The organism is Streptomyces sp. R-07, assembly GCF_049913175.1.
Taxonomy (GTDB): Bacteria; Actinomycetota; Actinomycetes; order Streptomycetales; family Streptomycetaceae; genus Streptomyces.
The window spans coordinates 6,670,830-6,684,443 of record NZ_CP183978.1 but is presented as its reverse complement, the minus strand read 5'-3'; the positions used below and the strand labels follow the sequence as shown (position 1 = coordinate 6,684,443).

Here is a 13,614-nt window from a genome sequence, read left to right as displayed (position 1 = left end):
GGAGCTGAGGTTGATGACCGTCGCGATGGAGGCTGCCCGCTGCGGCAGCGCCCGGTCGTCCCTCAGCCTCCGGGTCTCCGGCTGACCTGATCCCGGTCTTCCCACCGGTACGTCACGTCGTCGGCCGGGGCCCTTTCACCCAAAGGGTTTCCACGTTGTCCGACAACGCCCTGCACGACTCCTTCTTCGCCCTGCACCACGGCCTTCCGCGCCAGGGTCCGGGCTCCGACACCACCACCCGTCGTCTCCTCGCGCTCGCGGGGAGGCTCCCCGAGCGTCCGCGCGTGCTCGACCTGGGCTGCGGCCCCGGCCGCTCCGCGCTGCTCCTGGCCGCCGAGGCGGGCGCCGAGGTGACCGCCGTCGACACCCACGAACCGTTCCTCGCGGAGCTGCGGGAGACCGCCGCCGCCCGCGGGCTCGGCGGTTCGGTCCGCACCCTGCGCGCCGACATGGGCGCGCTGCCGTTCCCGGACGGCTCCTTCGACCTGGTCTGGGCCGAGAGCTCGGTCTTCGTCCTCGGCTTCGACCGGGCCCTCGCCGAGTGGCGCAGGCTCCTCGCGCCCGGGGGCACGCTGGTGCTCACCGAGTGCGTCTGGACCACCACGGAGCCGGGCGCGGCGGCCCGCGCCTTCTGGGAGGACCACTACACCCTCCGTACCGTCGCCGGAAACGCGGCGGCGGCGGTCGGCGCCGGCTACCAGGTCCTGGGGACCGTCCCGCAGCCCGAGAGCGACTGGGACGAGTACTACGTCCCGCTCGCCGCGCACGCCGACGCGGCGGACACCACCGTGCCCGGCATGGCAGAGGCGGTGGCCGGGGCCCGCGCCGAGATCACGCTGCGGCGCGAGCACGGTGCCGACTACGGGTACGCCGGTTTCGTCCTGCGGCCCGCCGATCCGCGCTGGCGCACCCGCCCGGAGACCGACGGGGACGTCGCCGCCGTGCGGGCCGTCAACGCGGCGGCCTTCCCCACCCCGGAAGAGGCCGGTCTGGTCGACGCGCTCCGCGCGGACGCCGGGGCCTGGCTGCCGGGCCTGTCGTACGTGGCGGAGGCTCCGGACGGCACGGTCGCCGCGCACGCGCTGATCTCCCGCTGCCATGTGCGCGGGGTTCCCGCGGCGGCCCTCGGCCCGGTCGCGGTCGCTCCGGAGCACCAGAACGCCGGTGCCGGGCAGGCCGTCGTCCGAGCGGTCCTCGACGCGGCCCGGCTGCGGGGCGAGCGGCTCGTGCTCGTACTCGGCCATCCGGGGTACTACCCACGGTTCGGGTTCGTACGGGCGTCCGAGTACGGAATCAAGCCAGGTTTCGAGGTTCCGGACGAGGCGATGATGGCCCTCGTCCTGGACGGTTCGGACCCCGTTCCCTCGGGCACGATCGCCTATCCGGCGGCTTTCGGGGTGTAGAGGCCCCGTGAGGGGGCGCCGCTCCCGCCGCACCGGCTGCGCTCCGGTGCGGCGGGAGCGGCCACGCCCGGCCGACGAAGTACGGACAAGCCGCTTTTGTACGGCAGACTGTGGTGGCCCCACCGGGCTGAGGACCGAAGCGAAGGACGGGTATGCCGATCACACCAGCCACCGCGGCTCAGATCTCGCCGGAGACCGCGTCGAACGGCGTCCAGCCGTCCGGAGTCCCGGCGCCGATCATGCTCGAACTGGTCGACGAGGAGGGGAGGACCATCGGCACGGCGGAGAAGCTCGCCGCGCACCAGGCGCCGGGGCAGCTCCACCGCGCCTTCTCCGTCTTCCTCTTCGACGAGTCGGGCCGGCTGCTGCTCCAGCGGCGAGCGCTCGGCAAGTACCACTCCCCCGGCGTCTGGTCGAACACCTGCTGCGGCCACCCCTACCCGGGCGAGGCGCCGTTCGCCGCGGCGGCCCGGCGCACCTTCGAGGAGCTCGGCGTCTCGCCCACGCTGCTCGCGGAGGCCGGCACCGTCCGCTACAACCACCCGGACCCGGCCTCGGGCCTGGTGGAGCAGGAGTTCAACCACCTCTTCGTCGGCCTGGTGCAGGCCGCTCCGTCGCCGGACCCGGAGGAGATCGAGTCCACCGACTTCGTGACCGCCGACGAGCTGATCGAGCGGCACGCCGCCGTGCCCTTCTCCGCCTGGTTCATGACGGTCCTGGACGCGGCGCGTCCGGCGATCAGGGAGCTGACGGGGCCGGCCGGGGGCTGGTGACCGCGGGCGCGCCGAGCGCGCCTCCCGGCCCCGGTGCCATCGGGGCCGGGGCCGATGCGGCCGTGTGGCCGGACGCGGCACGAGATCTCAGACGGGCCCCAGGGGCAGCGCCGCCCAGATGATCTTCCCGCCGCTCGCGGTGTGCTCGACGTCGCAGGCGCCGCCGGCCTCCTGCGCGATCTCCCGGACCAGGAGGAGCCCGCGGCCGCCGGTCTGGCCCCAGTCCGCCTCCAGGGCCTTGGGGCGGTACGGGTGGTTGTCCTCGACGGACACCCTGACCCACTCGGGGCCGATCGCGACCTCCACCGCTATCTCCGGGGAGAGCAGCGCCGCGTGCCGCACGGCGTTGGTCACCAGCTCGGAGACGATCAGCAGCAGGCCGTCCATGATCTCCTCATGGACCGGGACACCCTGGCGGACCAGCAGGTCGCGTACGGCGTGCCGGGCCTGCGGGACGGAGACGTCGACCGCCGCAGCGGTGAAGCGCCAGACTCCTTCGTAGGACGGTTGCCGGGCAGGGACGCCTCCGTGGGTCTCCACGGTCCCGTTCCCACCCTCGTGCTCGATTCTCGCCACGGATCGAGTCTTGGCAATGCGCGCAGGCCGACCGGCCTACTGACCAGAAGTCGACACCTATCGGCCACATTTTGATCGGCTGAGTATGCCAACGTCAGTTGTTCGACTGGTCCTGCGCGCTTTCTGAGGATTCCGGAGGCGGGCCCGTGGCGGGCACCGACGGGGTCACGATACTGACGATCCGCCTGCCGCCCACTCCGATGGCGATCAGGCCGAGCCCGTCGAACAGCAGGGCGAGCGAGAAGAAGGTACCGATGACGTACCGGCTGCTCTCCGGCCGGTCGAAGAGGACCAGCAGGCCGAGGAGCAGTCCGAAGGCCCCCTGGAACAGCGTCCAGCCGAACTGCGGCCCCCGCACCACCACACTGCCGACCAGCCGGAACAGTCCGCCGGTGAGGAACAGCCATGTGGTGTCTCCTTGGAGCGACCCTTCCTGATCGTACGTTCGGGCCCGGCGGATAGCATCCGGCCCATGGAGCCGCAGCTTAAGGACAGCGTCACGGACGGGATCGCCACCGTCGTCATCGCCAACCCCGCCAAGCGCAACGCGATGAGCGCCGGAATGTGGCGCGCCCTGCCCGCACTCCTGGAGCGGCTCGCCGCCGACCCCGCCGTCCGGGTCCTCGTCCTCACCGGTGAGGGCGACACCTTCTGCGCCGGGGCGGACATCTCGGCGCTGCGGGAGCCCGGGGACGAGCAGCAGACGCTCGCGGTGCGGGCCGAGGAGGCGCTCGCGGCCTTCCCCAGGCCGACCCTCGCCGCCGTGCGGGGCTTCTGCGTCGGGGGCGGCAGCCAGCTCGCCGCCGCCTGCGACCTGCGCTTCGCCGAGGAGGGCGCCCGCTTCGGGATCACCCCCTCGAAGCTCGGCATCGTCTACCCGTCCTCCTCGACCCGCAGGCTCACCGCCCTCGTCGGACCCTCGACCGCCAAGTACCTGCTCTTCTCCGGTGAGTTGATGGAGGCGGAGCGGGCGCTGCGGACCGGGTTCGTGGACGAGCTGCACCCGGCGGGCGCGCTGGACAAGCGGGTGGCCGAGTTCGCCCGGCTGCTCGCCTCCCGCTCGCTGCTCACCCAGGTCGCGGCCAAGGAGTTCGCCGACGGGCGTCTGGACCGGGACGCCCACTGGGCGGAGCAGGCGCGCGGCAGCGGCGACACCGCGGAGGGTGTCGCCGCCTTCCTGGAGCGCCGCGCGCCCCGCTTCACGTACGGGCTCTGAGACTCACCCCTCCCGCGCGGGCACCCGCTCGCCGCGCCAGTGGGCGACGATCGCGGCCGGGGCCTTCTCCGGCGATCCCGCGTCGTACGGCGGCTGCGGGTCGTACTCGGTGAGCAGCTGGATCGTCTGGGCGGTCTCGTCCCCGGCGATCCGGCCGAGGAGGTGCAGCGCCATGTCGATGCCGGAGGAGACGCCGGCGGCCGTGACGTACTTGCCGTCGAAGACGACGCGCTCGCCGGTGGGCTCGACGCCCTGCGCCCGCAGTTCGTCGAAGGCGAGCCAGTGGGTGGTCGCGCGGCGGTCCTTGAGCAGGCCCGCCGCGGCGAGGATCAGGGAGCCGGTGCAGACGGAGGTGGTCCAGGTGCTGGTGGCGTCGGCGGTACGGAGCCAGTCGAGGATCTCCGGGTCGTGCATGGCGACCCGCGCGTCGGGGCCGCCGGGGACCAGGACGATGTCGGGGCGCGGGACCTCGGCGAGGGTGCGGTCGGCGACGAGGGCGAGGCTGCCCTGGTCGTTGCGGACGGGGCCGGTCTCCTTGGCCACGAAGACGGTCTCGGCGCCGGGGAGGCGGGCGAGCAGCTCGTACGGGCCGACGGCGTCGAGGGTGGTGAAGCGGTCGTAGAGCAGGACGGCGATCTGCATCCGTGGTTCCTCTCAGGTGGTGTGGCAGATTGATCAGGGATCCATTGGCAAAGGGTCGACACACGAAGGGATCCCTTGTGGACGGCGCGGACGACCACGGGGTCGGATGACGGTGGTGGAGGCCGACGACGGCGGAGGCTGACGGGTCAGGCACGCGCCACGTGGAAGCGGCGGCGGTACTCCGCGGGGCCGGTCCCCAGGGCTTTCAGGAAGGCGCGGCGCATCGCCTCGGGCGTGCCGTACCCCGAGGCGCGGGCGACCTCCTGGACGCCGTGCGAGGTCTCCTCCAGGAGGCGGCGGGCGTGTTCCAGCCGGACCCGGTCGACGTAGCGGCCGGGCGGGGTGCCGGTCTCCGCGTGGAAGGCGCGGGCGAAGTGGCGGGGCGAGAGCCGGGCGCGGGCGGCGAGCGCCTCGACGGAGAGGTCCCCGCCGGGGTGCTCGGTGATCCACTGCTGGAGGTCGCGCAGCGGTTCGCGGCGGGCGGTCTGGGCGGACAGCTGCGCGCTGAACTGGGCCTGGTTGCCGGGGCGGCGCAGGAAGACGACCAGGTGGCGGGCGACGGTGAGGGCGACGTCCCGGCCGAGGTCCTCCTCGACCAGGGCGAGGGCCAGGTCGATGCCGGCGGTGACCCCGGCGGAGGTGGCGAGCCGCCCGTCCCGGACGAAGATGGGGTCCGGGTCCACGTCGACCCCGGGGTACTGGCGGGCGAGGTGGTCGCAGGCGATCCAGTGGGTCGTGACCCGGTGTCCGTCGAGGAGCCCGGCCTCGGCGAGGAGCAGGGCCCCGGTGCAGACGGAGACCAGGCGTTCCGCCCGGGGGGCGTGGGTGCGCAGCCAGTCGACGAGGGCCGGGTCGGGTGCGCGGGTGCCCTCGCCGCCGGGGACGAGGAGGGTGTGCGGGGGCCCGTCGGCGACCGCCGCGTCGAGGTCGGTGTCGGGGAGCAGGCGCAGTCCGCTGTGCGTACGGACCGGTCCGCCGTCCAGGGAGGCGGTGCGGATCGGGTAGGCGGACGGGTCCCCGGCGGCGCGGGCGGCACCGGCGAACACCTCGACGGGGCCGGTGACGTCGAGGCTCTGGACGTCGTCGAAGAGGACGACGAGGACGGGTCGCTGCGTCATGCCTCCATCCTTGGCCGGGGCGGAGGCGTCCGCAACGACGTGGAACCCACCTTTTCTGCCATCACGGCGCCCTTCCGCCGCGGCCGACTGTTCCCGTCGTACCGACCAGTCGGTAACGTTCAGGTCCATGACGACTGTTCTTCCCCCGCGCGCGGGACGCCGCTGCCACAACGCCCTCAACCCGCTGCACTCCACGCTGTACTTCTCGCCCGACCTGGACCGCGAGTTCACCGCCCTCGGTTTCACGGAGCAGAGCCCGATGCGGCTCGCCGCGCGGAGCGCCGCCCTCGGCGCGGTGGGGGCGGGTACGGTCGCCGCGACGTTCTACAACTACAGCCACGAGTTCCTCGCCCGGCACCTCCCGGCCGTCTGGGAGACCGCCTCCCCCGCCGAGGTCCTGGACGCGCGGCTGCGGACCGTCGACGCGACCCTGCGCCGGCTGCTCGGCGAGGACGCCGTCGCCTCCCCGGAGATGGCCGAGGCGGCGGAGCTCGCCCTGCGCGCCACCGAGGCCTGCACCCGGCACGCCCGGCCGCTCTACTCGGCCCACGCCGACCTGCCCGTGCCCGAGCAGCCCCACCTCGCCTACTGGTTCGCCGCCACACTGCTGCGCGAGCACCGCGGCGACGGCCACGTCTCGGCCCTGCTCTCCGCCGGGCTCGACCCCGTCGAGGCCCTCGCCTCCCACACCGCCACCGGCAAGGGCATGTCCCCGCGCTGGGTCCTCGGCTCGCGCGGCTGGCGGCGCGACGACTGGGAGGCGGCGAGGGGGCGGCTGCGCGAGCGCGGGCTCCTCGACGCCGACGGCGAGCTGACGGATTCGGGCACGGCCCTGCGCGACGAGATCGAGGAGCACACCGACCGGCTGGACTCCGCCCCGTACGAGCACCTCGGAGCGGCCGGGGTCGAGCGGCTCACCGAGCTGGGGCGCGGCTTCCTGTTCGCGGCGGCGTCCGCCGGCGCCTTCCCGGCGGACCTGGTCGGCAAGGGCTGACCCGGCGGGCGGGGGACGCGCGCGGAAGCGGGTCGGTTACCGCGTCCGGGTGACCGACCCGGCACAATGCACTCGCAAGCTTGAGGCACGAGAAGGCGAGTCGGGACACCGTGACGACGTCCATCGAAGCAAGGATCGCCGAGGAGCTCGGCGTACGCGAGCGACACGTGAGGGCAGCCGTCGAGCTCCTCGACGGCGGTTCGACCGTGCCGTTCATCGCGCGCTACCGCAAGGAAGCGACCGAGATGCTCGACGACGCGCAGCTGCGCACCCTGGAGGAGCGGCTGCGCTATCTGCGCGAGCTGGAGGACCGCCGGTCGGCGATCCTCGACTCGGTCCGCGAGCAGGGCAAACTGACGGACGAGCTGGAGGCGAGCATCCGGGCCGCGGACACCAAGGCGCGCCTGGAGGACATCTACCTGCCGTTCAAGCCGAAGCGGCGGACGAAGGCCCAGATCGCCCGCGAGGCCGGTCTGGAGCCGCTCGCCGAGGGGCTGCTCGCCGATCCGTCCGTCGAGCCGGCGGCCGCCGCCGCGGCCTTCGTCGACGGGGACAAGGGCGTCGCGGACGCCGCCGCGGCCCTGGAGGGCGCGCGGGCGATCCTCGCCGAGAAGTTCTCCGAGGACGCCGACCTCATCGGCGAGCTGCGCGAACGCATGTGGGGCCGCGGACGGCTCGTGGCGAAGGTGCGCGAGGGGCAGGAGGAGGCGGGAGCGAAGTTCGCCGACTACTTCGACTTCGCCGAGCCCTTCACGGCGCTGCCCTCGCACCGGGTGCTCGCCATGCTGCGCGGCGAGAAGGAGGACGCCCTCAGCCTGGACCTGGAGCCGGAGGAGCCCACGGAGGGGCCTTCCTCGTACGAGGGGATCGTCGCGGGTCGCTTCGGCGTCGCCGACCGGGGCCGTCCCGGGGACAAGTGGCTCCAGGACACGGTCCGCTGGGCCTGGCGGACCCGCATCCTGGTGCACCTCGGGATCGACCTGCGGCTGCGGCTGCGGACGGCCGCCGAGGACGAGGCGGTCCGGGTCTTCGCGACGAACCTGCGGGACCTGCTGCTCGCCGCGCCGGCCGGCACCCGGGCGACGCTCGGACTCGACCCCGGTTTCCGTACGGGCGTGAAGGTCGCCGTCGTCGACGCGACCGGCAAGGTCGTCGCCACCGACACGATCTACCCGCACGTCCCCGCGAACAAGTGGGACCAGGCCCTGGAGAAGCTGGCGCGCCTCGCGAAGGAGCACGCGGTCGACCTGATCGCGATCGGCAACGGCACGGCCTCCCGCGAGACCGACAAGCTGGCGGCCGAACTGCTCGCCAAGCACCCCGAGTTGAACCTGACGAAGGTGATGGTCTCGGAGGCCGGTGCCTCGGTCTACTCGGCCTCCGCCTTCGCCTCGCAGGAACTCCCGGGCCTCGACGTGTCGTTGCGCGGCGCCGTCTCCATCGCCCGGCGGCTCCAGGACCCGCTCGCGGAGCTGGTGAAGATCGACCCGAAGTCCATCGGCGTCGGCCAGTACCAGCACGACCTGGCCGAGGTGAAGCTCTCGCGCTCCCTCGACGCGGTGGTCGAGGACTGTGTGAACGGCGTCGGCGTCGACGTCAACACCGCCTCGGCGCCCCTGCTTTCGCGGGTCTCGGGCATCAGCTCCGGTCTCGCGGAGAACATCGTCGCGCACCGGGACGCCAACGGCCCCTTCCGCTCCCGCCGGGCGCTCAAGGACGTGGCCAGGCTCGGCCCGAAGGCGTACGAGCAGTGCGCGGGCTTCCTGCGCATCCGGGGCGGCGACGACCCGCTGGACGCCTCCTCCGTGCACCCTGAGGCGTACCCGGTGGTGCGCCGGATGGTGAAGGCGACGGGCGGCGAGGTCGCGTCGCTGATCGGCGACACGGGCACGCTGCGCTCGCTGCGGGCGGACGACTTCGTCGACGAGACCTTCGGCCTGCCGACGGTGACGGACATCCTGCGCGAGCTGGAGAAGCCGGGCCGTGACCCGCGTCCGGCGTTCCGTACGGCCACCTTCAAGGAGGGCGTCGAGAAGATCGGCGACCTGGCGTCCGGGATGGTCCTGGAGGGCGTCGTCACCAACGTGGCCGCGTTCGGCGCGTTCGTGGACGTCGGTGTGCACCAGGACGGCCTGGTCCACGTGTCGGCGATGTCGAAGACCTTCGTCAAGGACCCGCGCGACGTGGTGAAGCCGGGCGACGTGGTCAAGGTGAAGGTCCTGGAGGTGGACATCCCGCGCAAGCGGATCTCGCTGACGCTGCGGCTCGACGACGAGGCGGCCGCCGACGGCCAGGGCGGCGCGCCCCGGCGCGAGCGGGGCGAGCGCGGGGAGCGGGGCGAGCGCTCCGGCCGGCCGCCGCAGCAGCGGCAGGGCGGTGGCGCCGGCGGCGGCGGCCGCCGGGCCGAGGGTGGAAACCGCAGCGACCGCAGGGCCGAGGGCGGAGGCCGGAACGAGCGCGGGGACCGCAACGACCGCGGGACCGGGGGCGGCCGCGGGGACCGGGGCGGCCGGGACCGTTCTACGGCGCCCGCACCCGCCAACAGCGCGATGGCGGACGCCCTCCGCAAGGCCGGCCTGCTCGGCGAGGGTGGTAACAAGCGCCGGTGAACGCGCAGGTCGGATGTGGTTTCCGACAGATCTGACGAGGTCGTCCTCGCGCGCCCCGACCGGGGACGCGGGGACGACCTCGGACCAACCGGGCATCGAGCCGAGGCGATCCGAATTGTCCATTGACGCGGACAGGACAGACGACCAAGATCAGCTTCGGCCTCCACGGGGGCCGTGAGACATTCCTGCTCCCGGAGGTAGCACCAACCCATGAAGCGCATGATCGCGAAGGTGGCGGGCGTTTCCGCCGCCGCGATGACCATGGCCCTCGTCCCGCTCGCGGGCACCTCGTACGCCGCCGGCTGCTACGGCTCCGGCTGCGACAACCTCGGCCCCGTCTCGCAGGCCTGCGACGGCGACGCCACCACCAAGACGACCGCCACCGCCGACGGCGGCCTCAAGGCCGAGCTGCGCTGGTCCCCCGCGTGTCAGGCCGCGTGGGTCCGCGTCACCGACTCCTCCGGTGGCCAGTGGTGGGACAAGTACGGCTACATCGAGAAGTGGTCGAGCTACGGCTCCGGCTTCCAGCGCAGCCTCTCGGTGAAGTTCCCCAACCCGGGCACGGACTGGTCCAACATGCTGGGCAGCCCCACCGCGTACTACCGCGTCTGCATCAAGGACACCGGCACGAACCACGTGGACTGCAGCACCTTCTGGTAGACCCTGACACCCGCTTCCGTGCGAACGGGGCCGACGCCCACCGGGCCGACCCCTTGCGCACGGAAGCGGAACGGAGCGGCCCCCCGCGCGAGGCGGCCCCCGCCCTTTGATGTGGACAGGCCAGATCTCATGATCGGCTCCTGCTTCCACGTGGGGCGCAACACTCCCCCCTCCTCCTGAAGGTAGCGACCAAGAATGAAGCGCATGATCGCGAAGGTGGCGGGCGTTTCCGCTGCCGCGATGACCATGGCCCTCGTCCCGCTCGCGGGCACCTCGTACGCCGCCGGCTGCTACGGCTCCGGCTGCGACAACCTCGGCCCCGTCTCGCAGGCCTGCGACGGCGACGCCACCACCAAGGCGACCGCCATCAACGGCAACGGCTTCAAGGCCGAGCTGCGCTGGTCCGGCGCATGCCAGGCCGGGTGGGTCCGCGTCACGTCCCCCTCCGGCAGCCAGTGGTGGCCCCGGTACGGCTCCATCGAGAAGTGGCTGGGCCCCGGCACCGACTTCCAGCGCAGCCTCACGGTGCAGTTCCCCTACGAGGCGGGCACCGACTGGTCCAACATGCTGGGCAGCCCCACCGCGTATTACCGCGTCTGCATCAGCGACAACGGCAACGTGACCTGCAGCAACTTCTGGTAAACCGCTGACCCCCGCGTCCGCGTGAACGAGGCCGCAGCCCGAGAGGCTGCGGCCTCTTCGCATCGCCCCCCGTTACGGCAGGAAGCGCAGCGCCCAGTCGGCGCGGTTGGCCACGGACAGGTCCTCGTCCTCCGTCATCGGCTGGAGGAGACGACGGGCCGCCTTCGGGTCCGCCTGGACCAGGTCGACGATCTCGGCGGCCAGGCCGTCCTGGTCGTCCCCGAGGTCGACGGCGGAGGCGCGTACCAGGGCCGGGAGGGCGTCCGGGCCGCCGATGGCCGCGAGGACGCCGCCGAGCAGTTCACGGGCGTAGGCGTTCCGCTCGGTGAGGGCCCGGTCCAGCTCCGCCTGGAGGCGCGGAAGGAGACCGGCGTCGCCCGAGGCCGCGACCTCGTCGGCGAGGTCGATCGTCTCGTCCACGTCCGCGTCCAGATCGTCCAGCATCTCGGTCAGCCGGGTCAGTAGGTCGGTCATGGTGCCTCCTGGAATGCGCCGTCCACGAGCACGGGGACGGTCGTCGAGGTGTCGGTCTCGGCGGCCACGGCCACGTCCTGCGGAAAGCCGTACGCGTACAGTTCACGGCCCGAGTCGCAGCCGTGCAAGGCGGCGACCGGGTCCTCGGTCGCGTTCCACAGCGTGGCCGCCGCGGTCGCCTCCGGGGTCAGGCTGTGCGGGCCCGTGAGGGCGGAGAGCACCGCTCCCGCACCCAGCAGGTCTTCGAGCGCGGGGCGCAGCGAGCCGTCGGGCCAGCGCTCGCCGGAGGCGATGACGGCGAGCGGGCGGTCCGCCGTGCCGTATCCCCCGTCGCTGAGCAGGCGGGCGACGGCCGAGTGGTTCCGCAGCGAGGCCGCGACCACGGTCGCGCCGTGCGCGGCGGCCTCCGCGGCGATCGTGGAGCCGTTCGGGGACGGCAGGACCAGTCGGGGCGGCCTCGGGGCGGCGCGCAGGGCGGCCGGGGAGAGCGTCCACGGGTGCGTCTCGGTGGCCTCGCTCCGGCCGACGGCGAGGACGGCGTCCTTCTCCCGCGCGTACGCCACGGCGGTGGCGTCCCGCCAGCGGTACGGGTGGACGGCGGTGCCGCCCTCGACGGCGATGCCCACGGAGGTGGTGAAGGACAGCACGTCGACGACGACCACGCAGGCGGCCGCCGGGGCGAGGACCCGCGCCTCGACGGGGCCCCAGCCGAAGGAGACGGTCATCGCGGGCCGCTCCCGATGGCGGCCGTCATCGCGGCCCCGTCACCGAAAGACCTCCGTCGCGGGCCGCTCCCGGTCACGGCCGTCATCGCGGCCCCGTCCCGAGGAGACCGCCCTCGCGGGGCCCGTCCGAAGGAGACCGGCATCAGAGTTCGGTGACCTTGCCGTCGGCGACCTCGATGCGGCGCGTGGTGCGGACCGCGTCGAGCATGCGGCGGTCGTGGGTGACGAGCAGGAGCGTGCCGGTGTACGAGTCGAGGGCGGACTCCAGCTGCTCGATGGCCGGCAGGTCCAGGTGGTTGGTCGGCTCGTCGAGGACCAGCAGGTTCACGCCCCGGCCCTGGAGCAGGGCCAGCGCGGCGCGCGTCCGCTCGCCCGGGGAGAGCGTGGTCGCGGGCCGCAGCACATGGACGGCCTTCAGGCCGAACTTGGCGAGCAGGGTGCGGACCTCGGCGGGCTCGGTGTCGGGCACGGCAGCGCAGAACGCCTCCAGGAGCGTCTCCGTACCGTGGAACAGCTTCCGGGCCTGGTCGACCTCGCCGACGACGACGCCCGAGCCGAGGACCGCGTCGCCGGAGTCGAGCGGGAGGCGGCCGAGGAGGGCGGCGAGCAGGGTCGACTTCCCGGCACCGTTGGCCCCGGTGACGGCGACCCGGTCGGCCCAGTCGATCTGGAGGGTGACGGGGCCGAAGGAGAAGTCGCCCCGGCGCACCTCGGCCTCGCGCAGGGTCGCGACGACCGAGCCGGAGCGCGGCGCGGCGGCGATCTCCATGCGCAGCTCCCACTCCTTGCGGGGCTCGTCGACGACGTCGAGGCGCTCGATCATGCGCTGGGTCTGGCGGGCCTTCGCGGCCTGCTTCTCGCTGGCCTCGCTGCGTGCGTTGCGGCCGAGCTTGTCGCCGTCGGTGGCCTTGCGGCGGGCGTTCTTGACGCCCTGCGTCATCCAGGAGCGCTGCATGTGGCCGCGCGCTTCGAGGGCGGCCTTCTTGCCGGCGTACTCATCGAAGTCCTCCCGCGCGTGGCGCCGGGCGGTGTCCCGCTCCTCCAGGTACGCCTCGTAACCGCCGCCGTACAGGGTGATCTGCTGCTGGGCGAGGTCGAGTTCGAGGACCTTGGTGACGGTGCGGGTGAGGAACTCGCGGTCGTGGCTGACGACGACCGTCCCGGCACGCAGCCCCTTCACGAAGGACTCCAGGCGCTCCAGGCCTTCGAGGTCGAGGTCGTTGGTGGGCTCGTCGAGCAGGAAGACGTCGTAGCGGGAGAGGAGGAGCGAGGCGAGGCCGGCGCGGGCGGCCTGCCCGCCGGAGAGGGAGGTCATCGGCTGGTCGAGACCGACGGTGAGGCCGAGGGAGTCGGCGACCTCCTCGGCCCGCTCGTCGAGGTCGGCGCCGCCGAGGTTCAGCCAGCGCTCCAGGGTGAGGGCGTACGCGTCGTCCGCGCCGGGCGTACCGTCGACGAGCCCCTGGGTGGCCTCGTCCATGGCGGTCTGGGCGGCGGCCACGCCGGTACGGCGGGCGAGGAACTCGCGCACGGTCTCCCCCGGGCGCCGCTCGGGCTCCTGCGGGAGGTGGCCGACGGCGGCGGTGGGCGGGGAGAGCCGGAGCTCGCCCTCCTCCGGGGTGTCGATCCCGGCGAGCAGCCGCAGCAGGGTCGACTTGCCGGCGCCGTTGACGCCGACCAGGCCGATGACGTCGCCGGGGGCGACGACGAGGTCGAGCGCGGCGAAGAGGGTGCGTTCGCCGTGGCCGGCGGCGAGGTCCTTGGCGACGAGGGTTGCAGTCATCA

At 73.4% G+C, this 13,614-nt stretch carries 13 protein-coding genes and 1 pseudogene; 7 read left to right on the top strand and 7 right to left on the bottom strand.

The window, feature by feature from the left end; translation table 11 throughout:
• Positions 1-155: 155 nt before the first annotated feature.
• Positions 156-1,403 carry a GNAT family N-acetyltransferase gene (locus ACN9M0_RS30690; protein WP_426404555.1) on the top strand — a complete coding sequence of 416 codons (1,248 nt, stop codon included), beginning with the start codon at positions 156-158 and terminating at the stop codon, positions 1,401-1,403.
• A gap of 152 nt (positions 1,404-1,555) precedes the next feature.
• Complete coding sequence (idi, locus tag ACN9M0_RS30685) at positions 1,556-2,176, top strand: isopentenyl-diphosphate Delta-isomerase (RefSeq protein ID WP_366042318.1); 621 nt, start codon at positions 1,556-1,558, stop codon at positions 2,174-2,176.
• Positions 2,177-2,263: 87 nt separating this feature from the next.
• On the opposite strand, the gene ACN9M0_RS30680 is transcribed toward idi, so the two are convergent.
• The gene (locus tag ACN9M0_RS30680) at positions 2,264-2,716 is read right to left on the bottom strand and encodes an ATP-binding protein (RefSeq protein ID WP_366042330.1); all 453 of its coding nucleotides are present in this window, start codon (positions 2,714-2,716) and stop codon (positions 2,264-2,266) included.
• A gap of 130 nt (positions 2,717-2,846) precedes the next feature.
• A pseudogene (locus tag ACN9M0_RS30675) lies at positions 2,847-3,155 on the bottom strand (HdeD family acid-resistance protein); the annotation flags it as partial.
• 69 nt (positions 3,156-3,224) lie between these two features.
• Here ACN9M0_RS30675 and ACN9M0_RS30670 point away from each other — a divergent pair.
• A complete protein-coding gene (locus ACN9M0_RS30670) occupies positions 3,225-3,968 on the top strand; it encodes an enoyl-CoA hydratase/isomerase family protein (protein ID WP_426404554.1) in 744 nt (247 codons plus the stop codon).
• 3 nt (positions 3,969-3,971) lie between these two features.
• On the opposite strand, the gene ACN9M0_RS30665 is transcribed toward ACN9M0_RS30670, so the two are convergent.
• Together ACN9M0_RS30665 and ACN9M0_RS30660 are read right to left on the bottom strand one after the other, a co-directional pair.
• On the bottom strand, positions 3,972-4,610 hold the full coding sequence (locus tag ACN9M0_RS30665) for a DJ-1/PfpI family protein (protein ID WP_366042316.1): 639 nt from the start codon (positions 4,608-4,610) through the stop codon (positions 3,972-3,974).
• Between the two features lie 146 nt (positions 4,611-4,756).
• Positions 4,757-5,728, bottom strand: a complete 972-nt coding sequence (locus ACN9M0_RS30660) for a GlxA family transcriptional regulator (RefSeq protein ID WP_426404553.1) — start codon at positions 5,726-5,728, stop codon at positions 4,757-4,759.
• A 127-nt stretch (positions 5,729-5,855) separates the two neighbouring features.
• Between ACN9M0_RS30660 and ACN9M0_RS30655 the strand changes: the two genes are divergently transcribed.
• The 4 genes from ACN9M0_RS30655 to ACN9M0_RS30640 all read left to right on the top strand — a co-directional run bounded on the left by ACN9M0_RS30655 (position 5,856) and on the right by ACN9M0_RS30640 (position 10,633).
• Complete coding sequence (locus tag ACN9M0_RS30655; protein ID WP_366042314.1) at positions 5,856-6,722, top strand: SCO6745 family protein; 867 nt, start codon at positions 5,856-5,858, stop codon at positions 6,720-6,722.
• Positions 6,723-6,832: 110 nt separating this feature from the next.
• The gene (locus ACN9M0_RS30650) at positions 6,833-9,331 is read left to right on the top strand and encodes a Tex family protein (RefSeq protein ID WP_426404552.1); all 2,499 of its coding nucleotides are present in this window, start codon (positions 6,833-6,835) and stop codon (positions 9,329-9,331) included.
• A gap of 210 nt (positions 9,332-9,541) precedes the next feature.
• Positions 9,542-9,991, top strand: coding sequence for a DUF2690 domain-containing protein (locus tag ACN9M0_RS30645; protein ID WP_366042637.1), 450 nt, complete (start codon positions 9,542-9,544; stop codon positions 9,989-9,991).
• A gap of 204 nt (positions 9,992-10,195) precedes the next feature.
• On the top strand, positions 10,196-10,633 hold the full coding sequence (locus ACN9M0_RS30640) for a DUF2690 domain-containing protein (RefSeq protein WP_366042636.1): 438 nt from the start codon (positions 10,196-10,198) through the stop codon (positions 10,631-10,633).
• 72 nt (positions 10,634-10,705) lie between these two features.
• On the opposite strand, the gene ACN9M0_RS30635 is transcribed toward ACN9M0_RS30640, so the two are convergent.
• From ACN9M0_RS30635 to ACN9M0_RS30625, 3 genes are all read right to left on the bottom strand, one after another.
• Positions 10,706-11,107, bottom strand: a complete 402-nt coding sequence (locus ACN9M0_RS30635; protein WP_366042635.1) for a hypothetical protein — start codon at positions 11,105-11,107, stop codon at positions 10,706-10,708.
• Positions 11,104-11,832 (bottom strand): 2-phosphosulfolactate phosphatase, encoded by a 729-nt coding sequence (locus tag ACN9M0_RS30630; RefSeq protein WP_366042634.1) that lies wholly within the window; start codon positions 11,830-11,832, stop codon positions 11,104-11,106. Before ACN9M0_RS30630 ends, ACN9M0_RS30635 begins: the two co-directional genes overlap by 4 nt.
• Positions 11,833-11,974: 142 nt before the next feature.
• The gene (locus ACN9M0_RS30625) at positions 11,975-13,612 is read right to left on the bottom strand and encodes an ABC-F family ATP-binding cassette domain-containing protein (protein WP_366042633.1); all 1,638 of its coding nucleotides are present in this window, start codon (positions 13,610-13,612) and stop codon (positions 11,975-11,977) included.
• Positions 13,613-13,614 lie beyond the last annotated feature (2 nt).

Excerpts from the sequence above, each read along its gene's own strand:
- ACN9M0_RS30635 (WP_366042635.1), bottom strand. The coding sequence starts at position 11,107 with ATGACCGACCTACTGACCCGGCTGACCGAGATGCTGGACGATCTGGAC.
- ACN9M0_RS30670 (WP_426404554.1), top strand. The coding sequence starts at position 3,225 with ATGGAGCCGCAGCTTAAGGACAGCGTCACGGACGGGATCGCCACCGTC.
- ACN9M0_RS30655 (WP_366042314.1), top strand. The coding sequence starts at position 5,856 with ATGACGACTGTTCTTCCCCCGCGCGCGGGACGCCGCTGCCACAACGCC.
- ACN9M0_RS30665 (WP_366042316.1), bottom strand. The coding sequence starts at position 4,610 with ATGCAGATCGCCGTCCTGCTCTACGACCGCTTCACCACCCTCGACGCC.
- ACN9M0_RS30625 (WP_366042633.1), bottom strand. The coding sequence starts at position 13,612 with ATGACTGCAACCCTCGTCGCCAAGGACCTCGCCGCCGGCCACGGCGAA.
- ACN9M0_RS30630 (WP_366042634.1), bottom strand. The coding sequence starts at position 11,832 with ATGACCGTCTCCTTCGGCTGGGGCCCCGTCGAGGCGCGGGTCCTCGCC.
- ACN9M0_RS30660 (WP_426404553.1), bottom strand. The coding sequence starts at position 5,728 with ATGACGCAGCGACCCGTCCTCGTCGTCCTCTTCGACGACGTCCAGAGC.
- idi (WP_366042318.1), top strand. The coding sequence starts at position 1,556 with ATGCCGATCACACCAGCCACCGCGGCTCAGATCTCGCCGGAGACCGCG.
- ACN9M0_RS30640 (WP_366042636.1), top strand. The coding sequence starts at position 10,196 with ATGATCGCGAAGGTGGCGGGCGTTTCCGCTGCCGCGATGACCATGGCC.
- ACN9M0_RS30645 (WP_366042637.1), top strand. The coding sequence starts at position 9,542 with ATGAAGCGCATGATCGCGAAGGTGGCGGGCGTTTCCGCCGCCGCGATG.